Source organism: Parvibaculum sp., from assembly GCF_039973015.1.
Classification (GTDB): domain Bacteria; phylum Pseudomonadota; class Alphaproteobacteria; order Parvibaculales; family Parvibaculaceae; genus Parvibaculum.
In genome coordinates, this window is sequence record NZ_JBDWLT010000007.1 from 186661 (window position 1) to 208380 (window position 21720).

At 61.6% G+C, this 21720-nt stretch carries 21 protein-coding genes, 1 tRNA gene and 1 pseudogene; 11 read left to right on the top strand and 12 right to left on the bottom strand.

Annotated features, from left to right (window positions below; all coding sequences use genetic code 11):
- Nucleotides 1-76 precede the first annotated feature (76 nt).
- A complete protein-coding gene (locus ABJO61_RS05630; protein ID WP_348326240.1) occupies nucleotides 77-298 on the top strand; it encodes a hypothetical protein in 222 nt (73 codons plus the stop codon).
- Nucleotides 299-323: 25 nt separating this feature from the next.
- Here the strand turns inward: ABJO61_RS05630 and ABJO61_RS05635 are convergent, their stop codons facing one another.
- On the bottom strand, nucleotides 324-1937 hold the full coding sequence (locus tag ABJO61_RS05635) for an alpha-glucosidase family protein (RefSeq protein ID WP_348326242.1): 1614 nt from the start codon (nucleotides 1935-1937) through the stop codon (nucleotides 324-326).
- 95 nt (nucleotides 1938-2032) lie between these two features.
- On the opposite strand from ABJO61_RS05635, the gene ABJO61_RS05640 reads away from it, so the two are divergent.
- Entirely contained in the window at nucleotides 2033-2767 is a 735-nt protein-coding gene (locus tag ABJO61_RS05640; RefSeq protein ID WP_348326243.1) for an SDR family oxidoreductase, read from the top strand.
- A gap of 8 nt (nucleotides 2768-2775) precedes the next feature.
- On the opposite strand, the gene ABJO61_RS05645 is transcribed toward ABJO61_RS05640, so the two are convergent.
- Nucleotides 2776-3516, bottom strand: coding sequence for a Sir2 family NAD-dependent protein deacetylase (locus ABJO61_RS05645; protein WP_348326245.1), 741 nt, complete (start codon nucleotides 3514-3516; stop codon nucleotides 2776-2778).
- A 76-nt stretch (nucleotides 3517-3592) separates the two neighbouring features.
- Between ABJO61_RS05645 and ABJO61_RS05650 the strand changes: the two genes are divergently transcribed.
- The 3 genes from ABJO61_RS05650 to ABJO61_RS05660 all read left to right on the top strand — a co-directional run bounded on the left by ABJO61_RS05650 (nucleotide 3593) and on the right by ABJO61_RS05660 (nucleotide 5438).
- Entirely contained in the window at nucleotides 3593-4012 is a 420-nt protein-coding gene (locus tag ABJO61_RS05650) for a VOC family protein (RefSeq protein ID WP_348326247.1), read from the top strand.
- 44 nt (nucleotides 4013-4056) lie between these two features.
- Nucleotides 4057-4404: a hypothetical protein gene (locus ABJO61_RS05655; protein WP_348326249.1), complete on the top strand. Its 348-nt coding sequence runs from the start codon at nucleotides 4057-4059 to the stop codon at nucleotides 4402-4404.
- Between the two features lie 224 nt (nucleotides 4405-4628).
- Nucleotides 4629-5438, top strand: a complete 810-nt coding sequence (locus ABJO61_RS05660; RefSeq protein WP_348326251.1) for a PAS domain-containing protein — start codon at nucleotides 4629-4631, stop codon at nucleotides 5436-5438.
- 8 nt (nucleotides 5439-5446) lie between these two features.
- On the opposite strand, the gene ABJO61_RS05665 is transcribed toward ABJO61_RS05660, so the two are convergent.
- Nucleotides 5447-5521 (bottom strand) — tRNA-Glu (locus ABJO61_RS05665).
- Between the two features lie 174 nt (nucleotides 5522-5695).
- Here ABJO61_RS05665 and ABJO61_RS05670 point away from each other — a divergent pair.
- From ABJO61_RS05670 to ABJO61_RS05680, 3 genes are read left to right on the top strand one after another with little or no spacing between them, the layout of a single operon-like run.
- Nucleotides 5696-6313, top strand: coding sequence for a dTDP-4-dehydrorhamnose 3,5-epimerase family protein (locus ABJO61_RS05670; protein WP_348326253.1), 618 nt, complete (start codon nucleotides 5696-5698; stop codon nucleotides 6311-6313).
- Complete coding sequence (locus tag ABJO61_RS05675) at nucleotides 6303-7223, top strand: Gfo/Idh/MocA family oxidoreductase (RefSeq protein WP_348326255.1); 921 nt, start codon at nucleotides 6303-6305, stop codon at nucleotides 7221-7223. Before ABJO61_RS05670 ends, ABJO61_RS05675 begins: the two co-directional genes overlap by 11 nt.
- 2 nt (nucleotides 7224-7225) lie before the next feature.
- Nucleotides 7226-8068: a glycosyltransferase family A protein gene (locus tag ABJO61_RS05680; protein ID WP_348326257.1), complete on the top strand. Its 843-nt coding sequence runs from the start codon at nucleotides 7226-7228 to the stop codon at nucleotides 8066-8068.
- Between the two features lie 3 nt (nucleotides 8069-8071).
- On the opposite strand, the gene recJ is transcribed toward ABJO61_RS05680, so the two are convergent.
- The 6 genes from recJ to ABJO61_RS05710 form a co-directional block, all read right to left on the bottom strand.
- Nucleotides 8072-9886, bottom strand: coding sequence for a single-stranded-DNA-specific exonuclease RecJ (gene recJ / locus ABJO61_RS05685; protein WP_348326259.1), 1815 nt, complete (start codon nucleotides 9884-9886; stop codon nucleotides 8072-8074).
- Between the two features lie 92 nt (nucleotides 9887-9978).
- Nucleotides 9979-11418, bottom strand: a complete 1440-nt coding sequence (locus tag ABJO61_RS05690) for a dicarboxylate/amino acid:cation symporter (protein WP_348326261.1) — start codon at nucleotides 11416-11418, stop codon at nucleotides 9979-9981.
- Between the two features lie 129 nt (nucleotides 11419-11547).
- The gene (glpX, locus tag ABJO61_RS05695; RefSeq protein WP_348326263.1) at nucleotides 11548-12522 is read right to left on the bottom strand and encodes a class II fructose-bisphosphatase; all 975 of its coding nucleotides are present in this window, start codon (nucleotides 12520-12522) and stop codon (nucleotides 11548-11550) included.
- Nucleotides 12523-12574: 52 nt separating this feature from the next.
- The gene (locus ABJO61_RS05700; RefSeq protein WP_348326265.1) at nucleotides 12575-13882 is read right to left on the bottom strand and encodes a homoserine dehydrogenase; all 1308 of its coding nucleotides are present in this window, start codon (nucleotides 13880-13882) and stop codon (nucleotides 12575-12577) included.
- Entirely contained in the window at nucleotides 13879-15153 is a 1275-nt protein-coding gene (locus tag ABJO61_RS05705; protein WP_348326267.1) for an LL-diaminopimelate aminotransferase, read from the bottom strand. The genes ABJO61_RS05700 and ABJO61_RS05705 overlap by 4 nt, the downstream gene beginning before the upstream one ends.
- Nucleotides 15154-15405: 252 nt before the next feature.
- Nucleotides 15406-16047 (bottom strand): hypothetical protein, encoded by a 642-nt coding sequence (locus tag ABJO61_RS05710; protein WP_348326269.1) that lies wholly within the window; start codon nucleotides 16045-16047, stop codon nucleotides 15406-15408.
- A gap of 183 nt (nucleotides 16048-16230) precedes the next feature.
- On the opposite strand from ABJO61_RS05710, the gene phaC reads away from it, so the two are divergent.
- Both phaC and ABJO61_RS05720 read left to right on the top strand, forming a co-directional pair.
- On the top strand, nucleotides 16231-18255 hold the full coding sequence (gene phaC, locus ABJO61_RS05715; protein WP_348326271.1) for a class I poly(R)-hydroxyalkanoic acid synthase: 2025 nt from the start codon (nucleotides 16231-16233) through the stop codon (nucleotides 18253-18255).
- Nucleotides 18256-18264: 9 nt separating this feature from the next.
- Nucleotides 18265-18804 carry a hypothetical protein gene (locus tag ABJO61_RS05720; protein WP_348326273.1) on the top strand — a complete coding sequence of 180 codons (540 nt, stop codon included), beginning with the start codon at nucleotides 18265-18267 and terminating at the stop codon, nucleotides 18802-18804.
- 28 nt (nucleotides 18805-18832) lie between these two features.
- Here the strand turns inward: ABJO61_RS05720 and ABJO61_RS05725 are convergent.
- Nucleotides 18833-18919 (bottom strand): annotated as a pseudogene (locus ABJO61_RS05725) (addiction module antidote protein, HigA family); the annotation flags it as partial.
- A gap of 300 nt (nucleotides 18920-19219) precedes the next feature.
- On the opposite strand from ABJO61_RS05725, the gene ABJO61_RS05730 reads away from it, so the two are divergent.
- Nucleotides 19220-20062 (top strand): EamA family transporter, encoded by an 843-nt coding sequence (locus ABJO61_RS05730; protein WP_348326275.1) that lies wholly within the window; start codon nucleotides 19220-19222, stop codon nucleotides 20060-20062.
- A gap of 54 nt (nucleotides 20063-20116) precedes the next feature.
- Here ABJO61_RS05730 and argC read toward each other — a convergent pair whose 3' ends face one another.
- The gene (gene argC / locus ABJO61_RS05735) at nucleotides 20117-21070 is read right to left on the bottom strand and encodes an N-acetyl-gamma-glutamyl-phosphate reductase (protein WP_348326276.1); all 954 of its coding nucleotides are present in this window, start codon (nucleotides 21068-21070) and stop codon (nucleotides 20117-20119) included.
- 144 nt (nucleotides 21071-21214) lie between these two features.
- Complete coding sequence (gene rpsI, locus ABJO61_RS05740; RefSeq protein ID WP_348326278.1) at nucleotides 21215-21718, bottom strand: 30S ribosomal protein S9; 504 nt, start codon at nucleotides 21716-21718, stop codon at nucleotides 21215-21217.
- Nucleotides 21719-21720 lie beyond the last annotated feature (2 nt).

The following is a 21720-nucleotide window of genomic DNA, read 5'->3' on the forward strand; positions in this document are numbered from 1 at the left end:
GCTTCAATACAACAGTTCAGTTTCGGCCACAGGCACCGCTGGAATAGCGAAGGCCCGAATAACGAAGGAACGAACGATGCCCACACAATCTCCGCGCAACCCGCTTCTGGCATGGTGGATTGGGCTGCTGATCATCGCGGCCATCGTGATCTATTTCGCTTATCGTTTTTCCTGCATGGAATGCGGGCATCCGGGCGGGTTCGTCGAATTCATCGTCTTGGGAATTGTTCCGATCGTCTATCTCGCGCTCATGTATCTGACGCTCAAAAATCAGGCAGATACAGAAAAGAAAAAATGACACCCCGCGCCGTTTGCCCGGCTTGTCATGCCGCCTTCGGATTCTTCACGATCACGCCAGCCCGCGCGCCGAGTGATAATTCCGCACTCTGGCGCTTCACATCGCCTAGCTCGAACACAGTCTCGCCCGCGCCATCCTGCAGCGTGTAGCTCGCCGCCTCCGCGCCGAGGTTGAACACGCAAAACAATGCCCCGCCCTCCGCCTCCCGCGTGAAGGCAAGCACCTTGCCTTCCGTATCGAGAAAGCGGATATCGCCGAACTTCAGCGCCGGATGCGCCTTGCGGAGAGCCACGACTTTCTTCGCATGCGCCAGCACCGAACCGGGCCCGCCTTGCGCATCAACCGCTCGGCTCTTGTGATAGTCGGGGATCGGCAGCCAGGGCGTACCGCTCGTGAAGCCCGCGCCTTCCGGCTTGCTTTCCCACGGCATTGGCGTGCGGCAGCCGTCGCGCCCCTTCACCCACGGAAAATAGAGATCGCCCACCGGGTCTTTGATGTCCTTCCGGTCGAGATCCGCCTCCGGCAGCCCCAGTTCCTCGCCCTGATACATCAGCACCGTGCCCTTGAGCGCTACGAGGATCGTCAATGCAAGTTTTGCCAGCGCATCGTCGCCCTGCCCGCCGCCCCAGCGCGTCACGGGCCGCACGATGTCATGGTTCGAAAAGGTCACGCAGGGAAAGAGATCAACGAGCGGCGCAAGAAGGTCTTCGTAATATTCGCGGAAGACGGGCGGCTCGAAGCTCCAGTCCTCAAGGAAATGAAACGTATAGCCTGTATGCAGCCGCTCCAGCCCGCCCGCATAGAGCCCGAGCATTTCCTGCCGTTCGGAAAACTCCCCGAAAGCGAGCCGCTCGTCATATTCCTCCATCACGGCGCGTACGCGCTTCATCGCCCATTCGTTCTCGGGCGTGTTCGCATCGCGGACATGCTGCTGCAGGCGCGGTGCGTGCGCCCAGTCCATGAAAGTCCGCTTCTCCATCGGCAGCGGCGGATTGTCGCTCAGCGTTGCGTCGTGCAGATAGGCATTCGCGACATCGAGCCGGAAGCCGTCCACCCCCCGGTCGAGCCAGAAGCGCAGCACGTTCATGCACGCTTCCACCACTTCCTCATTATGAAAGTTGAGCTTCGGCTGGCTCTTGAGAAACTTGTGGTGGTAGTACTGCCGCCTGACCGGGTTCCACGACCATGCCGGCCCGCCAAAGGCCGAGAGCCAGTTGTTCGGCACCGTCCCGTCTTCCTTCGCATCCGCCCAGACATACCAGTCTGACTTCTCGTTGTTCGCGGAAAGCTGGCTCTCCTGAAACCACTGATGCTGCTCGGACGTATGCGCAAGCACCTGATCCACGATGAGCTTCATGCCGCGCTTGTGCGTCTCCGCGACCAGCCGGTCGAAATCCGCCATCGTCCCCATCTCGGGCGCAACGTCGCAATAGTCGGAAACGTCATAGCCGAAATCCTTGTTCGGCGACGGGTAGAAAGGCGACAGCCATATCGCGTCCGCGCCGAGCCCCGCCACATGGTCGAGCTTCTCCTCAATGCCCTTGAGATCGCCGATGCCGTCGCCATTCGTGTCGCAAAAACTGCGCGGATAGATCTGATAGACGACGGCACCCTTCCACCACTCGACCTTGCTTCCCACGTCCCTGTCCTTGCTTGTTCTTGACCTTCTTCTTGAGGCAACACAGTCTCACGGCCACACAAGAACTGACAATCCCGATTTGGCGGAGGAAACGCATGGCACGCAGCATTCTGATCACGGATATCGCTCATTTCGTGGGAGGGCCCTCCGCCCGCGCACTCATCTCCGAGGGAGCCTCCGTTTATGGTGTCGATGCGAGCTTCACCGATGCCGCCGCCCGCACCGCCTTTAAAGAGAAAGCGCCCGGCGTCAAAACCCTGGCCGTGCAGAAGCCGGAAGAAGCCGTCGCTGCCGTCATGGAGGCCGAGGGTCGCCTCGACGTCCTCATCAACAACGACGCATGGCCAGCCGTGCGTGGCCCCGTGGACGAGGCCACCGACAAGGACATGCATGAAACCTTCGAGGCACTGGTCTTCAAATCTTTCGCCATGACCCGCGCCGCCGTGCCTCAAATGAAAGCGCAGAAGGCAGGAAAGATCCTCTTCCTTTCCTCCGCCGCGCCGATGAACGGTATCCCCAACTACAGCATCTATGCCGCTGCACGGGGCGCCGCCAATTCGCTCGCACTGACGCTGGCCAAGGAACTCGCTTCCCACAACATTCAGGTGAATGCGCTTGGCTTCAATTTCATCGAGAGCCCGGACTATTTTCCGGCCTCGCTCCTCGACGATCCGAAGTCGCGCGACAAGATCCTCGGCAACATCCCGCTTCGCCGTCTCGGCAAGCCGGAGGAAGCCGCCGCCATCGTCGCCTTCCTCGCCGGCCCGACCTCGGATTTCATCACCGGACAGTTGATCCCCGTCGCGGGCGGCTGGGCCACCGCCCGCTAGCTCAACCGTTAGTTCAACATCGCGATGGGCGCGAGCGTGCGGCCGATCTCGTCATGGATCACAAGGTCGGCGATCTGGTCGAGTTCCGTCGGCTCGCGATTGAGAATGACGAGCCGCGCCCCGTTCCGCTTTGCGAGAATGGGAAAACCCGCCGCCGGATAGACCTGCAACGATGAGCCGATAGCGATGAAGAGATCGCAGCCAAGCGTCGCCTCATGCGCGCGGTTCATTTCCTCTTCCGGCATGGCCTGCCCGAACGAAACCGTCGCCGACTTCACGATACCGCCGCAGGACGTGCAATCCGGCGCCGCCGACGAGACCTCGTATTGCGTGCGCACCCAATCGAGTTCGTAGCGCGTGGCGCAGTCGAGGCACTTCGCGTAGGTTCCGTTGCCGTGCAGCTCGATGATCTTCTCGCCCGGCACGCCCGAGTTCTGATGCAGATTGTCGATATTCTGCGTGATGACGTGGCTGACCTTGCCCTCGTCCACGAGCTTGGCAATCGCCATATGTCCCTTGTTCGGTTCTGCCTTCACGATGGTCTTGTCGATCTCGAACTTCCGCCGCCAGGCTTCCGCGCGCGTTTCCGCAGAGGCGAGATAATCCTGAAAGTCGATAGGCGCCATCTTGGTCCACAAGCCGCCCGGACTGCGAAAGTCGGGAATCCCGGATTCCGTGCTGATCCCCGCGCCGGTGAAAATCACCACGCGATAGGCCTCTTCAATGGCCCGCTTCAATTCGCTCGACATGGCCCTCCCGTTCCTTTGACCTCGCCCTCATCATGGGGAATCATGCGGCAATTGCCGCACACATCAAGGACAACAAATGAAATATCTGCACACCATGGTGCGCGTCAGCGACCTCGACAAGTCGCTGGACTTCTATTGCAACAAGCTCGGCCTTGAGAACATCGGTCGCTTCGATATCGAGGAAGGCCGCTTCAGCCTCGTCTTCCTCGCCGCTCCCGGCCAGAAGGAAGCCCAAATCGAGCTCACCTGGAACTGGGATCCCGAAGAACTTGGCGAAGGCCGCAATTTCGGCCACCTCGCCTATCAGGTCGATAACATCTACGAGACCTGCGACAAGTTGATGAAAGCAGGCGTCACCATCAACCGCCCGCCCCGCGACGGCCGCATGGCTTTCGTCCGCTCGCCCGACAATGTTTCCATAGAATTGCTGCAAGCCGGCACACCCCTGCCCGCCAGCGAGCCCTGGGTCTCCATGCCGAACACGGGACACTGGTAAAGCGTCATGCTATCCTGAAGGCCATGTTGAGAATGCTGGCTCACATGGCCGTTCTGGCCCTCGGCCTTCTCTCCGCCTCCCTCGCGGCGGCGGACGAGATCGACGCCATGCATCCCGGCCTCAACGGTTTTCGCCCCGGCGTCGGCAATGAGCTCGACTCCCGCTGGGAACCCTATGTCCAGCAGCGCAACAGGGATGCCTACTACAACAGGCTTTCTCCTGAGTGGGGCTATTACGACCAGCGCGATCCCGGCCTCGATCCGGCCGAATGCCGCCAGAAGCTCACGGGCGATTCTGACAGCGCCGTTCGCTTCGGCTACGCCGAGTGCTATGACGGCGACGGCAAGACTTATGTCGTTCCCGGCTCCCCCAACGGACCTCTCCGCTACTGATCGCTTCACGCGCCGCCCGAGCACCTGCCTGTATAAGCACTCTCCTGTGTGAGCAGTCATAAAACTGTTTACATTGGTAAAATTGTTATTTCTTTTTTGAAGAAGCGAGATATTAACCCGGTCGATGTATTCCATCCTCGCACCGGCAAAAAATCTTCGGGCAACAAGAATAACCCCGTCAAGATAATCCGATATACGAAGGAAGTGCTGTGGGAATACATAAAATGACAGCGCCGGTTGAATCGGCAAGCGGCGATTTCGCTCTCTTCAGCGACCTTCTGGAGAGCAGTCAAAACCCGGTTCTCATTCTCGATTTCTCTCTCGCCATTCTCCACGTCAACAGCGCAGCCGAGAGGCTTTTTCGCCCTTATGGCATTCCCGCGCATCCGCTCAACCTGGTTGAGTTCTGCGGCCCGGATTATGTTTACCTCTGCGATTTGGTAGCTGATGCCTTGCACCAGGGCACACCCCTTCGCGGTAAGGACGTGTCGGTCGCGGGTGAAGCCTTCACCCTTACGCTTGTTCCCGGCAAGGTTTCATGGGTGCTGGGTCTTCGCCCCGTCACGCGCGAACTCAGCCTGGAATATCAGGCAAAGCGGTTCAGGCAGCATCGGAACATTCTTCTCGAAGCTATGGATGGCATCGAGGGCAGCGTCGTGATCGTGAATGTGAACGGAAGCATTCGCTATATGAACCGCTTCACCCGAAAACATGTCGGAGATCTGATGCAGGGCGTCGGCATGAACGAGTGGCCCACCGCCGCCGGTTTCTATCGCGAGGACGGCATCACCCTTCTTGAAGGCCCCTACCGCATCTTTCCCCGGGCCCTGAAGGGCCAGACGGTTATCGACGAGGCCATCGTGCTACGCAATGAAATCACCGGTCACGCCATCAGGGTTCAGGCCTCTGCCACCCCTGTCCATGACGAAAAGGGCCGCATCGTCAGCGCCATTGGCTGGTTTCACTATATGGGACCGCATCACGCGCGGCTAACCGCCGTGAACGTCACGGACCTCAACGCCGGGGATGACTGAGGGGGAAGTGGTACGCCCTAGGGGAGTCGAACCCCTCTTTCCAGAATGAAAATCTGGCGTCCTAACCGATAGACGAAGGGCGCACGTACCTTGAAAAAGGCCGGGCGGGAACACCCGCCACGAGCGCGCCTTATAAGCGGCGGCGCGCCCTCTGGCAACCCCAATTTCAGTCCCGTTCCGCAAGAAATCCGCGGGTTTTTCTTCTCTCCCGCAGAAAATGCTTAACCCCGTGGGGGCGAGCCAAGTAAATTGATTCCATGGATAGAGACAGCACCGGACCGTCCGGCATCAACGGTCCGGCCATTGCCGGTCAGTTGCCGAATGGCGTGATTATAACACCGCTGGCGCCCCATTCCGATGAGCGCGGCACTCTCTCCGAGTTATTCCGTGCAAACTGGGATACGAACATCTCCCCCGTCCAGTGGAACGGTGTCCACAGCGGTTCGAACGTGCTGCGCGGTTTCCATCTGCACGTCCGCCATGCCGACTATCTCGTGACGATTTCGGGGCGAATGCTTCTCGGTCTCCAGGACTTCCGGCCTGATTCGTCCACCCATACTCTCGCCGTCGTTCTCGATCTCAAAGGCAGCGAACCGGCCGCCGTCACCATTCCTCCGGGCGTCGGCCATGCTTTCTATTTCCCCGAGCCATCGGTTCACATCTATGCCGTCGACGAATACTGGGCGCATGACGACGAGCTGGGATGCCGCTGGGATGACGAACAACTAACGCTTCCCTGGGAAATCGAGGCACCGCTCCTTTCTCCCAAAGACACCCAGGCAGGTACCTGCCGCGAAATGGTCGAGGAATATCTCCGGCAAAAATCGCAGTACGCGGCAACCGCTCCAAAAAAGGTTGAACAGAATGTGCGCTAGCCGGTCGAAGATCGGTCTCGTCGGTGTCGGGGATTGGGGGCGCCATATCCTGCGCGACCTGCGGGCCCTCGGCGTAGATGTGGAAGCTGTAGCAAACTCTGCCGCATCGGTGGAGCGCGCTCGTTCCGGCGGCGCCTCTCGCATCGTCGCATCGGCAAAAGAACTGTCCGAAGACTGCGATGGCTACGTCGTCGCATCGCCTACCACCGTTCATCTCGATGCCGTCGAAGCGCTTCTTTCTCGCGGCAAACCGATCTTTGTCGAAAAGCCCCTGTCGAACGACATTGCCCGCATTCGCCAGCTTCCGCCGGCGGCCGCCGGGCTCGTCTTCACCATGCACAAATGGCGCTACCACCCGGGCATCCTGGAACTCGCGCGCATCGCCGCCACCGAAGAGTTCGGCCCCGTCATTGGTCTGCGAACATTTCGCATGGGCTGGGAAAATCACCACAAGGATATGAATGCGATCTGGACGCTCCTGCCGCATGACATGTCGATTGCCTTGCATATCTTCGGCGAAGTGCCCTCTGTCGAAAACGCTCACCCGGACCCCACCGTTGTGGGTGACGATGGCATGATCGTTCACGCGCGAACCTCAACCGGAATCCCGGTTGTAAGCGAAGTCTCCGCCGGCAAGCCGAACAAGCATCGCTCCGTTATCCTCGCCTGTCGCGATGCCGCCTGCGAACTGGACGACAGCAGCTACGACCGAATTGTCATCCGCAGGCGCAACACGCTGCAGACCGATGAATTCGAACAGCGTTCCGTTCCCGCCGACATGCCGCTGCGCGAGGAAGTTGCCGCCTTCCTGAGCCATGTCGAGGGCGGCCCCGCCCCTTTTACCGGCCTGAATGAAGAAACCCTCATCGTGGCTGCGATCCAGCGCGCCATTGATCTTGCATTCGGCTGATCATGCGCATCACCGTCATGATCCCCACCTTCAATAACGGACGGCTTATCCGTTGCGCCATCAGGAGTGTGTTGCGTCAGACGCACCGCGATTTCGAGCTTCTGGTCGTTGCCGATGGCGCCCCGGCTTCAACCGCCCTGATTGTCGAGAAATTCGCCGAAGAAGACTCGCGCGTAAAACTGCTGGCTTACGAGAAAGGCGAGCGGCATGGCGAACGCTGGCGTCACGACGCTCTTCAGAAAGCAACGGGTGAGGCCGTATGCTATCTTAGCGATGACGACTTCTGGTTCCCCGACCACCTGGAGGTCATGAGCCGCCTCCTCACCAAGGCTGACTTCGCCCATACGCGCCACACATCCATCGTCGATGCTCTTCATGTAAGGGGCTATGCGGGCGATATTCGCGACCGGGATATACGGCAACTCATGCGCAAGACGAAAACCAATATCTTCGGGCTGTCCTTTGCCGGACATCGCATGGATGCCTATGAAAAACTGCCGGAAGGTTGGAGCCCCGCGCCTGCCGATATCTGGACCGACCTCCACATGTGGCGCAAATGGCTTGCCGCGCCCGGCATCAAATTCGGTGCCTCATCAATGACGACGGGGTTGAATCTTCCAGCAATGCGGCGCCGGGAAATGTCCGCGGGAAAGCGGCTCACCGAACAGCGAATGTGGTACGAAATTTTCAGCGACCCATATCTCGTTGCCGGACTGCGCAAGACGATGCCGAAAACACAAGACCTCGTCACGCTTGCCGCCGTCGCGACCAAGGCAAACCAGTTGCGTGCCCGGAAGCCCACTCTCAAGGAAGCGCTGCATCAAGTCGCAAGGGCCCTTCGCTGAAAGTTACGGCGTCGCATCCCGCGTCGGAACGGCATCCTCGATGGTGAATTGAACATCCCGTCGCCCCTGCCATTCGTCGGCGCTGAGCCGCCCCGCTATATGCAGAAGTCCGGCTCCCTTGTCCATCAGAAGCGCGCCCAGCGGCGATTCCGCAGCCCGGAAGGCAATGCCCTTCAGCCGGCCTCCGTCCTCACCCGAGAGGATCACCCGCACATGCGCTTTGCCTACGATATCGGCCCTCACGACACGCACCGATGGCACCGCGAATCGCGGTTCTGCATTTCCCGCGCCATAGGGCCCCGCCTGTTGCAGCAGTTCGTATAGCTCTCGCGTTGCCCCCCGCGCGGCAATCGCGCCATCGAGTTTCAGTGCCCGCGCCTCGGAGGCAACCGTCACATCGTCCTGAAGCCGCTTGCCGAGAAAGGCTTCCAGTTCTTCAAGTTTGTTCTCGCGCAGCGTCAGCCCCGCAGCCATCGCGTGTCCGCCGCCATTAACAAGAAGTCCCGCTTCCAGCGCCGCCGTGACCGCGCGCCCGAGATCGACGCCGGAGAGCGAGCGGCCCGAACCTTTCCCCTCCCCCTTCTCGTCGATCGCGATGACGAGGCTCGGCCGTTCGTAGCGATCCTTGAGGCGGCTCGCCACAATGCCGATGACACCGGGGTGCCAGCCCTTGCCCGCTGCAATAATGAGCGGCGGCATCGTGTTCGCACGCCGGGACGAAAGCCTCTCATCGACCTGATGGATCGCTTCTTCCAGCACCTGCGCCTCTATGGCCTGACGCTCGACATTCATCACATTGAGCTCTTCGGCGATGGCGTTCGCCTCAAGTTCGTTTTCGGTCGTCAGCAGTCTTGCGCCGAGGTCGGCCCGGCCGACGCGCCCGCCCGCATTCACGCGGGGCCCGAGCAGAAAACCGCAATGATAGGGCGATGGCGTCCCGTTCATTCGCGCGACATCCGCAAGCGCCGCAAGCCCCTTGTTCTGCCTTCGCTGCATCACGCGCAACCCCTGTGCGACGAACGCACGGTTGAGACCTGTCAGCGGCACCACGTCGCAAACCGTGCCCAGTGCCACAAGGTCGAGCCATTGCATGAGGTCCGGTGCCTCCCGGTCGGCATACCAGCCCGCTTCGCGCAGCGCACGGTTGAGCGCCACCACAAAAAGGAAAGTCACCCCCACGGCGGCAAGCTGTCCGAGTCCGCTGGCATCGTCCATCCGGTTCGGATTGACCAGCGCAAAGGCGGGCGGCAACGATGGCTCTGCCTGGTGATGATCGACGACGATGGAGGGAAGCCCGTAATCCGCGGCCAGCCCCAGCGCCTTGTGCGCCATTGTCCCGCAATCGACGGTGATGACGAGATCGGTCCCCTCGTCTTTCAGTCGCGTCAGCGCGGGCGCATTGGGGCCATAGCCTTCGCGAATGCGGTCTGGAATATAGATCCGCAGCTCGCTCCCCGCCGCCTTGAAGAAGCGGTAGAGCAGCGCACTCGATGTTGCTCCGTCTACGTCATAGTCGCCGAAGACCGCAACCTTCTCACCCGCCATGATGGCCTGCGCCACGCGCTTGGCCGCCTTCTCCATATCCGTGACTTCGTAAGGGTCCGGCATCAGCGAGCGCAGCGAGGGTGCGAGATAGGCCGCGCAATCTTCCGGCGCGACACCGCGCCCCGCAAGCACCCGCGCAATGATTTCGGGCAACCCCTCGCGTTGCGCAATCGCAAGCGCAAGACGTTCATCGCCAAGGCGGCTCGCCCAGGAGCGCCCCGTGGCCGAGCGCTCGACGCCAAGAAAACCTCTGGAGGCGGCCTCAGCGCTCATCGGTACGGGCCGGTTTTTTGTACAAAATGGACATGGAAAGAGGATAGCCCCTCGGATCGGGAAAGGTCGAACGAACAATCTCGAGCCGCCATTCAGGGGCTGATGACCACGTCCTCATTGCGGGTTTCCTGTATATGCTCTCGTTGCTCCGCGCTGCGGGCCTCGCTTTCCCGCGAGACCGCCGCAGGCACAAATCGATCCATCACCACGCAAGCCACAAGGTCACCCGTTACATTGAGACTTGTCCTGAACCGCTCAAGGATACGGTCCAGCCCGACAATCAATGCCAGCCCCGTCAAGGGCACACCCACGCTGGAAAGAACCGACGCCAGGACGACAATGCCGACACCGGGCACGGCGGGTGTGCCGATGGAGGCGCCGACCGTGGTCGCAACAAGCGCCAGAAGAACACCGATCGGCAGGTCGATCTGATAGAACTGCGCCATGAAAATCGTGGCCAGTGCCTGATAGAGCGCCGTACCGCCCATATTCATCGTCGCTCCCAGTGGAACGATGAATTGCGCAAGGGATGGCCGGACCTTCAGCACATCTTCGGCCGTTTTCACCGTGACGGGCATGGTTGCCGCTGAGCTGTTGGTGGAAAAGCCGAGCAGGAAAGGCTCGCGGATCGAACGCAGCATGAAAAGCGGGTTGCGTCCTCCCAGCACAGCCGCGATCGCGAGATAGAAGGCGAGCAATATGGCCATGCCGAAAACAACAACCGCCGCATAGGCGCCCAGCCCCGCCAGAATGCCGGGGCCCGTCTTGATCATGACCTGAGCCAGCATCCCGAACACGGCCACCGGCGCAAAGGTCATGACCGTCGCCACGATGGACATGGAAATTTCCTGCACCGACCCGAGCAATTCGAAAAGAGGTTTCGATGATTCCGGCGGAACGCTGAGCAACCCAACACCCAGCACAATCGCAAAGATGACGATCTGCAACATATCCCCGCGAACGATGGAACCCAGCGGATTGGTTGGCAGTATCTCCGTGATTTCGTTCGGAATGCTGACCAGACTGAATGTCTTCGCGGCTTCCGCCTCGCCCTTTTCGGCAAGTTCGGCAACCTGCCCCGTCAGTTCCACCTGCGGGGCTGCGGCCCTGTCCACATATTCGCCCGGCTTGAGCACGAGACCGATCACAACGCCGAGGACAGCCGCCGCAATGGTCGAGCCAACAAAATAGAAAGCGAGCCCGACGCCCGTGCTCTTGAGCTGGCGGACATCGGTAGCCGCCGCAATGCCCCGGACGATGGAGGCGAGGATCAGCGGCACGACGATCATCTGGATGAAGGCGAGAAACAGGTTGCCCGGCAATGCCAGCCATTCCCCCAGCACATTCGCCGTTGATCGGGATACGAAGCCCATATCGGGATTGAGCAGCAGGCCCGTTACGATGCCCAACGCCATACCGATGAGCACCTGAAGCCAGAGGCGTCCTTTTATCAGCCGGTTGGACTGCTTTGCGAGGAACTTCAGGTTCTTCGGAAAGATGCGTTCCACCGAGGAAAAGGTTTCACCCTTCATCGCGCCAGGCTCCCGTCATGGTGTCGTTGCGCCCGAAACGAATGCTAGGTCGCTCATGTCCCGGGGGAATCGTTCATGAAACAAGCTCACCCCCGCGCGAGGCGGGGGTCGGCCCGGCAGACGGCGGCCTTACTGGAACTTGTCGAGATAGGCGTGGAAAGACTTCAGCCGCCGCACGGTGCCTGTCGCCGAGCGCATGACGATGGTGTGGGTCGTCACGCCGCCATTGCGGTGATGAATGCCGTCCAGCAGCCAGCCATCGGTCACGCCCGTCGCCGCGAAGATCACGTCGCCGGAAGCCATTTCCGTATGGTCGTATTTTTTGTTGAAGTCCTTCACGCCCATCTTCGCCGCGCGCGCCTTCTGCTCCTCACTCGACGTCACCAGACGGCCCTGCATCTGCCCGCCGATGCAGCGAAGCGCCGCCGCCGCGAGCACGCCTTCCGGCGCACCGCCAACACCCATATAGAGGTCGACACCCGTCTCCGGGTCCGTGGTCGCAATCACACCGGCAATATCGCCGTCGGTGATGAGCGTCACGCGCGCACCTACCTCGCGCACCGCGCGGATAAGTTCGGCATGGCGCGGCCGGTCGAGAATGCACACCGTGATCTCGGAAACATCGGCCTTCTTCGCCTTGGCGAGCGCCTTGATGTTTTCGGCCGGGGTCGCGTCGAGGTCGATCAGGCCCTCGGGAAAGCCGCCGCCGATCGCGATCTTGTCCATATAGGTGTCGGGCGCGTTGAGCAGCGTGCCGCCCTCCGCCGCCGCGAGCACGGCCATGGCATTCGGCATCGCCTTTGCCGTCAGCGTCGTGCCTTCCAGCGGATCGAGCGCGATATCGACCTTCGGGCCTTTGCCCGTGCCAACCTTCTCGCCGATATAGAGCATCGGCGCCTCGTCGCGCTCGCCCTCGCCGATCACCACCGTGCCATCGATATCGAGCACGTTGAGTTCCTTGCGCATGGCATCGACCGCAGCCTGGTCGGCGGACTTCTCGTCGCCGCGTCCCACCCACAGGGCCGAGCAGACAGCCGCACGTTCCGTCACGCGCCCCATCTCCAGCGCAAGCATACGGTTCAGGCCAGCTTTTTTCTCAACCATCTCAGTCCCCGTTCCTCTGCCCGTTCCGCCGGGCGTCATATGTGCAAGCGGCTCAGCGGAGCTCGCCATCCTCAATTCTGATCATCAGCGGTGTGCCCGCCACGTCTTCGTGCTGCGCAAGCAATGTCCGCGCGCGCGCCATCGTGCTTTCGTCCGTCTCATGCGTGACGAAGACAACCGGCAGCCTGCCGCTGTCGTCGCCCTTGCCGCCGCGCTGCACGATGCGCTCGATTGAAATCGAGGCCTCCGCCAGCGCCCGCGTGATCGCGGCCATGCTGCCCGCGCGGTCCACGGCGCGCAGCCGCAGATAGAAGGAGCTCTTGTGCGCTTCCATAAGCGGCCTGGCCGGTGCCTTGAGCTTCGTCGCCGGCACGATGAACGGCGGCACGATGAGCCCGCGCGCAATATCCGCGATGTCGGAGAGAACGGCCGATGCCGTCGGCCCCTCGCCCGCGCCGCGCCCTTCGAGCACGAGATGCCCCACCCGGTCGCCATCGACGGCCACCGCGTTGTAAACGCCCGAAACAGCCGCCAGCGGCGTTCCCTCGGGCACGAGCGCCGGATGTACGCGCTGCACGATGCCCGCATCGCTCTTTTCCGCGATGGCGAGCAGCTTCACCTTGAAGCCGAAATCCTTTGCAAAGGCGATATCCGTGGCGCTGATCTTCTCGATGCCCTCGATATGCACATTGTCGAAATCGACTTCCGTGCCGAAGGCAAGGCTCGCCAGGATCGCGAGCTTGTGCGCCGCGTCGATGCCGCCCACGTCGAATGTCGGATCGGCTTCCGCATAGCCGAGATCCTGCGCATCCTTCAGCACATCGGCGAAGTCGCGCCCGGTCGTCTCCATCTCGGTCAGGATGTAGTTGCAGGTGCCGTTGAGGATGCCGTGAATGCTGCGGATCTCGTTGCCCGCCAGCGCCTCGCGCATCGTCTTCACGATGGGGATACCGCCCGCCACCGCCGCCTCGTAGTTGAGTGCGACGCCCTTGCCTTCCGCCGCCTGCGCCAGCGCCGTGCCATGATGCGCGACCAGCGCCTTGTTCGCGGTCGCGACATGCTTGCCCGCCTTCAGCGACGCCTCGACGAGCTCACGCGCGATCCCTTCCGAACCGCCGATCAGCTCCACGACGAGGTCGATGTCACCGGCGCTCGCCAGCGCCATCGGATCGTCCTCCCAGCGCACACCGGAAAGGTCGATGCCGCGATCTTTCGTCTTGTCGCGCGCCGACACCGCGACGAGTTCGAGCGGCCGCCCGCAGGCCGCCGCGAGATACGCGCTGCGTTCGGCCAAAATCTTGACGACGCCCGCCCCAACCGTGCCGAGGCCGGCTATACCGATCCGTAGGGAATTACTCACGTCCGCCCGGCCCCGCTTGTCTGCTTTGCATTCGGATGGGGAACCACGCTCGACGCAATGCCGAGCCGGTCTTCATATTCGGCGACGATCTGGTCGGCGTTCTGCATCATGCGCTTCACATTGCGCGCCGCCTGCCGGATGCGCTGCTCGTTCTCCACGAGACCGATGCGCACATGCCCGTCGCCATATTCGCCAAAGCCGATGCCCGGCGCCACCGCCACATCCGCCTGTTCGAGCAGCAGCGTCGCAAACCCCATTGAGCCCAGATGCCGGAACTTTTCCGGGATCGGCGACCACGCGAACATGCTGGCCGGCGGGCTTGGAATGTCCCACCCCGCGCGGGCCATGCTGTCCACCAGCACATCGCGGCGATGCTTGTACGTCGCGCGAATTTCCGCGACGCATTCCTGCGGCCCGTTCAGCGCCGCCGTCGCCGCCACCTGGATCGGCGTGAAGGCGCCATAATCGAGATAGGACTTCACGCGCCCCAGCGCATTGATCAGCCGTTCATTGCCCACCGCAAAACCCATGCGCCAGCCCGGCATCGAATAGGTCTTGGACAGCGAGGTGAACTCGACGGTCCGCTCCTTCGCGCCCGGCACCTGCAGGATCGAGGGCGGCGGGTTGCCGTCGAAATAGATTTCCGAATAGGCGAGGTCCGAAATCACATAAAGGTCGTTCTTCGCCGCGAAGGCGATCAGCTCGCGGTAGAAATCGAGATCGGCCACCTGCGCTGTCGGGTTCGAGGGATAGCTCACCACGATGGCCGTCGGCTTCGGCACGCTGTGGCGGATGCCGCGCTCCAGCATGTCGAAAAAGCCCATCTCGCTCTCGAAGGGCACGGAGCGGATCACGGCGCCGGAAATGATGAAGCCGAAGGCGTGGATCGGATAGCTCGGGTTCGGGCAGAGGATCACGTCGCCCGGCGCGGTAATCGCCTGGGCAAGGTTCGCCAGCCCTTCCTTGGAGCCGAGCGTCGCGATCACTTCCGTCTCGGGATTGAGCTTCACGCCGAAGCGCCGCTCATAATAGCCGGCCTGTGCGCGGCGAAGCCCCGGAATGCCGCGCGAGGCGGAGTAGCGATGCGTCTTCGGGTCGCGAACGGCCTCGACAAGCTTCTCCACGATATGCGGCGGCGTCGGCATGTCGGGATTGCCCATGCCGAAATCGATGATGTCCTTGCCCTCGGCGCGCGCCTTCGCCTTGAGCTTGTTGACGCTCTCGAAAACGTAAGGCGGCAGGCGCTTTATGCGGTGAAACTCTTCGCTCATGACCAAATCCTGGAGACGCGGCACACCGTCCCCGGCGCCCGATTCGAGCCCGCGGCGGTTCACGGCGTCTTATAACGCCAGAGCGCTTCCACGCGAAGCCTCCTTTGAACAAAAGCAGGCGGTTCGCCGTTCGAAAACGCGCCAAAACAACGGCTTGGAGCCCTTCAGCGGTTTCGGGACCGGCAAGAGGGCTCTGGAGAGAAGGCAGGCCAGGCGAAAATCGCCCTTTTCAGGGCCTCACGGCCCGGCTTGTCAGGGCTGGCCGATCGCGGGCTTCACCGTCACGCGCTTCGTCGGCGCAGCCGTCACTTCCGGTCCGGTATCCGCCGCGGGCTCGGCGGCCGCGGCCCCGTCCTCGCTCACAACCTCCGGCTCTTCATCCGGCTCCTTGGCGGCCGTCTGCACTTCTCTCTCCGGCAGCACCTTGGAATAGTCGCTATGGCCGCCCCGCCCGCCCGGCAGCGGAATGGTCGGTGCGGCTTCATAGAGCGACTGCTTGTCTGTCGGCCCCTCGGGCACATCCTCAAGCGCAGGCACGGGCGTCGGCTGGGCCACAACGGGCGCAGGCGCGGGCGCCTCCGTGCCGCCGCGCAGCACCTGGTCGCTGTGGAGCGCGTTCTGCCGGTCCGCGGCCAGGCCCTTGGCGATGTCCTTGCGTTCGCCGAGCGGCGTTGCGGCGGGCTGTTGCTCGGGCACATCGCGCAGGTCCGGGAAAGCCGCATCCGCGGGTGGCGCGTCAGGTGTGCCGCCATAGGCAGCATCCGGCTTCGCGTCGTCCGACAGCATGGAGCAGCCGCCCGCGATCCCGGCCATGATCAGCACCGCCGCAAATCCGCATCCGCGGGCCGCTGCGGCAACCCTGTTCACATTACGGCCTGTCGCCATCTCCGGCATCGTCGCACTCCTGCTATTGCGCTTGTTCGCGCCTGTTTCCTGACCCATATCCGCGTCATCGGGCGGACACATGCAAGCGTATAGTATACGCTTCTCAGGTGAAACCATCTGTAACCGGGCATTTCCGCAGGGCGGCGGAAAAAGCCCGAAACTCATGACACAAGCCCTCAAGGAAGCGCGTCTATGGACCTCAAGGACACGACCGGCGAAAAGGAAGCCGTGCCCGCGAAGGAAACACCCGCAAAGCCAAAACCCCGCGGGAAAAAATCCGCTGCCGCCAAGGCTTCAACCGCTTCATCGAAACCCGTGAAATCCCGGAAGAAGGGCAAGGCCGCCGCCCCGGCGCCGGAAACGCCCGCACCGGAAACATCTGCACCTGAAAAACCGGAAGCCGCAAAGCCCGCCGCGGCCGCCGATGGTCAAGACTTTGTCATGCCGGATATTGGCCGCCTCGCGCTCAATCTCATGCATGCCGCAAACCTCGGCCAGAAGGCCGCGCGCCAGTTGATGCAGGCCGACGATTCGACATCCGACGCGAGCCACGCCGTCCACGACCTCCAGCGCGTCGGCAAGACGCTGATGGATGTCGCCGCGAGCTATATGCGCAACCCTGCAAAAATCGTCGAGGCGCAGACCGCCCTCTTCGAAGGCTATCTCGGCCTCGCCTCCAATATCACGCGCCGCCTCCTCGGCGAGGACGTCAAACCCGTCGCCAGCCCCGGCCGGAGCGACAAGCGTTTCCGCGACCCCGACTGGCAGGAGAATATCGTCTTCGACCTGATGAAGCAGTCTTATCTGCTCACCAGCAAATGGCTGACGGAACGCGTGCGCCACGCCGACGGCATCGACCAGCACACGCGCGAAAAGGCGGACTTCTATGTCCGTCAGATGGCGAATGCCGTCTCGCCCTCGAACTTTCTTTTCACCAATCCTGAAATCCTGCGCACCACCCTCGCCTCGAATGGCGAGAACCTTGTCTCCGGCATGGAACATCTGCTCGAAGATATCGAGCGCGGCCACGGCCATATCCAGATTCAGCAGACGGATATGTCCGCCTTCACGCTCGGCGAAAACATCGCGACCACGCCCGGCAAGGTTGTCTATCAGAACGACCTGATGCAGCTCATTCAGTACGAGCCGACGACGGAGCAGGTCCACAAGCGCCCCCTCGTCATCTTTCCGCCCTGGATCAACAAATATTACATCCTCGATCTCGGCCCCGAGAAGTCGCTGATCAAGTGGTGCCTCGATCAGGGTTACACGGTCTTCGTTGCAAGCTGGGTGAACCCGGATGCGCGCCTCGCGCTGAAAACCTTCGAGGACTACATGCATGAGGGCGTCTATGCGGCGCTCGACGCGGTCGAAAAGGCGACCGGCGAAAAGGAAGTCAACGCCGTCGGCTATTGCATCGGCGGCACGCTGCTCGCCTGCTCGCTCGCCCACATGGCCGCGCGTGGCGATACCCGCATCAAGTCGGCGACCTTCCTCGTCACACAGGTCGATTTCACCGAGGCCGGTGAACTCAAGGTCTTCATCGACGAGGAACAGATTTCCGAAATCGAACAGCAGATGCACGAAAAGGGCGGCTACCTGAAGGGGTCCACCATGGCCTCTACCTTCAATATGCTGCGCTCCAACGACCTCATCTGGAATTACGTCGTCAACAACTACCTGCTCGGCCGCGAGCCGATGCCCTTCGACATCCTCTACTGGAATTCGGATGCAACGCGGCTCCCCTCCGCCATGCATGTTTTCTATCTGCGCGAATGCTATCTCGAAAACAAACTCGCCGAAGGCCGCATGGTGCTGGGCGGCGAGGAGCTCCATCTCGGCGACGTGAAGGTGCCCGTCTATCTCCAGTCGAGCCGCGAGGACCACATCTCGCCCTATAATTCCGTATACAAAGCAACGAAGCTCTTCGGCGGTCCCGTCCGCTTCATCTGCGCGGGCTCGGGCCATATCGCTGGCGTCATCAACCCGCCCTCCAGCGGCAAGTATAATCACTGGACGAATGACGGCCTGCCGGACACGCCCGACGACTGGTTCAAGGGCGCGACCGACCACAAGGGCTCCTGGTGGCCCGACTGGAACGCATGGCTCTCGGCGAAGTCCGGCGACATGGTCCCCGCCCGCAAACCCGGTAGCGGCAAACTCAAGGTGCTCGAAGACGCGCCGGGTTCATATGTGTTGGTGAAAAGCGAGGATTGAGGCAATTACGTGTACGAACCACCTCCAACAACGACCTATCTGTTTGAGCGACTACCTAACGGCTTTGCGGAAGCTCTAGGGGCGTTTCTCTTGAATTGGAACGCAGCTGAAAGTGCTTTGAGTCAGATACTCAATCACTTTATGGGTGGGCATACGTATTCCGTTGTCAAGAACATGCCCAACCACACGCGAATATCGTTGCTAGAAAGCTATCTGGCATCGGGAAACGTAGCGCTGGGAACGGTGAATGTGATTGCGAACCATATTTCCGTATACAAAGTGTGCTTAGAAACTAGAAACATAGTCGTTCACGGGATGCTCTTTCCAAATGAAGGTGGGGTTTATCTAACAAAACGATCTCGACAAAAATTGAATACTTATTTTTTTGACCTAGAGACCATCCAGAAATATAGCAAAACTTGCCACTTGCTCTTTCAGAGTGGAATTAATATCTGGGAACACCTAGAGGCGAACCGCCGAGGGGACAATCCAATAAAGCTTCCCGGTCTTTTGGAGAAGCCAGACGGACTGCAGCTTCTTGAAAATTAGTTTAGTCCGTCTTTCATCACCCCCTCTCCATCAGTTTCAGGAATTCCTCAAGCAGTATTTCGCCCGGATATGAATTGGGCAGAAGTCTATTTGTGGTGGTCGATGATTTTGACATGACTCAAAGCTCCTCATCGCCGAGCATACTCTTCCACCCTCCCCCTGTGGGAGGGTCGAAAAATTCAAGCGTAGCGAGAAGTTTTCGGGGAGGGGTAAGCGAGGAAACTCCGTGCATAATCGGGCACCCACCATTCGCCGGTGGCGGAGCCCCCTCCCCAAACGGCTTGCAGCCGTTTGACCCTCCCACAGGGGGAGGGTGACAAGGCGCAAACCCCTTCGCCTAAACGCCCTCTCGGCTTTCCGCGCATAAAAGGCTAGCTTCCGGGTCGCCGCCATCATGGCGCCCCCGGAGCCCGCCTTGACCCTCACCGTCACCCTCGCCGTTCTTGCCTCCGCCCTGCTGCACGCAAGCTGGAACGCACTCGTGAAAACCGGCGCCGACCGTCTCATGATGATGGGCTGGATCGCGGCGGCGACGGGCCTCGTCGCGCTCCCCTTTCTGCCCTTCATTCCCTTTCCGGGCTGGGACGTCGCGAAAATCCTCTGCCTCTCCTTCGCGCTCCATGTCGGCTACAAGCTCTTCCTCGTGAAGGGCTATGAGCATGGCGATTTCGGCCAGGTCTATCCGCTGTCGCGCGGACTCGCCCCCGCCATCGTCACCGTCGTCGGCGCGCTCTGGCTCGGCGAAATCCTCCCAACGGAAGCCTTCGCGGGCGTCGCGCTCATCGCGCTCGGCATTGTCAGCCTCGCCTTCCGCCGCACCAATGGCGCGGGGCTCCCGAACGATCCGCGCGCGCTGGCCTATGCCTTCGGCACCTCGCTCTTCATCGCCGCCTACACGCTGAATGACGGCCTTGGCGGGCGCATCGCCGAAACGCCGCACATCTACGTGCTCTGGCTCTTCGCGGGCGACGGGCTGATCTTCTTCCTGATTGTGCTCTGGCGGCGCGGCCGCGCCTTCCTGAAGCCCCAGCGCGCAATGGCTTACGGCTTCGCGGGCGGCGTCATGTCGGTCGCCGCCTACTGGTTGGTGATCTGGGCCATGACATTGGCACCGCTCGGCCCTGTCGCGGCGCTGCGCGAGACGAGCGTCGTCTTCGCCGCCCTCATCTCCGGCCTCATCATGAAGGAAGGTCTCGGCTGGCGCGCGGTCGCCGCCGCGGGCGTCGTCGCTTGCGGCGTCATCCTGCTGAAGGTCTAGGAGCGTTTCCAGGCGAAGTGGATGCCGGTTCGCCGTCCGGAAACGCGACCAAACCTAAAGATTCACGCCCAGCGCCTCATCCGCGCCGATCATGATGTTGAGGCACTGCACCGCCTGCCCCGATGCGCCCTTGCCGAGATTGTCGAGCAGCGCCATCAGCCGCGCCTGTTTCGTCTTCGGATTGCCGAAAACGAAAAGCTTGAGCTCGTTCGTGCCGTTGAGTTGTTCGGGATCGAGCTTCGCCGTCGCCGCGATCTCATCGTAAGGCGCGAGCGACACGAAGCGTTGTCCGTCATAGGCTTCAGCCAGCGTCTCGTGCAGCGCCGTCAGCGGCACATCGCCCGGCAGCGCCCAGAGCTGCAGCGGCACTTCCACGATCATGCCCTGCGCATAGCGCCCGACATTCGGCGTGAAGAGCGGCGGGTTCTGGAGCCCCATATTCTTCTGCATTTCCGGCACATGCTTGTGCGCGAGCGAGAGCGCATAGGCGCGGTAGGCCTCTTTCGTGTGCCCCGGCGCATCGGCATCCTCGAACTCGGCGATCATCTGCTTGCCGCCGCCCGAATAGCCCGACACCGCGTTCACCGTCAGCGGCCAGCCTTCCGGCACGAGACCCGCATCGACCAGCGGCTTCACCAGCGCAATCGCGCCCGTCGGATAACAGCCCGGATTGGTGACCCGCGCCGCGCCCGAGATCACCTGCCGCTGTTCCGCGCTCATTTCCGGGAAACCATAGACCCAGCCATCGGCGACGCGATGCGCCGTCGACGCATCGATCACGCGCGTGCGCGCATTTCCGATAAGCGACACGGCTTCCTTCGCCGCATCGTCCGGCAGGCACAGGATCACGATGTCGGCCTCGTTCAGGGCTTCCTTCCGCGCGTCCGCATCCTTGCGCTTGTCCTCGCCCAGCGAAATGAAATCGAGATCGTCGCGCCCGTTCAGCCGCGCCCTTATCTGCAATCCCGTCGTGCCTGCTTCGCCGTCGATGAAAACCTTCGTGGTCATATTCTCTGCTCTTTCTGTCCCACCTCCCTCTTGCGGGGAGGTCGGGAAATGCGCACCGCGTATTTCCCGGGTGGGGGAAGTCCAAAAACAAAAAAGGCGCTTCGTGCGAAACGAAGCGCCTTCTTCGAGAACCCGTGAAAGGGATCAGCGCTTCGAGAACTGGAAGCTGCGGCGGGCCTTCGCCTTGCCGTACTTCTTGCGTTCGACCACACGGCTGTCGCGCGTGAGGAAGCCTTCCTTCTTGAGCACGCCGCGCAGTTCCGGCTCGAAATAGGTCAGCGCGCGCGACAACCCGTGACGGATCGCACCCGCCTGGCCCGAGAGACCGCCGCCCACCACCGTCGCGGTGATGTCGTACTGCTTCTCGCGCGCCGCAACGACGAGCGGCTGGTTGAGGATCATGCGCAGAACGGGGCGCGCGAAGTAAACTTCGAGCTCGCGGCCGTTGATCTTGACCCGGCCGGAGCCCGGCTTGATCCAGACGCGGGCGACCGCGTTCTTGCGCTTGCCGGTCGCATAGGCGCGGCCGAACTTGTCGAGCTTCTGAACGGCGGGCACGGCGTTCGCATCCGGGGTCGAGACCGGGGCAGCGGCCTCGGTGCCTTCCATCGCGTCCTTCAGGCCTTCGAGCGTGGTTGTTTCGGACATGA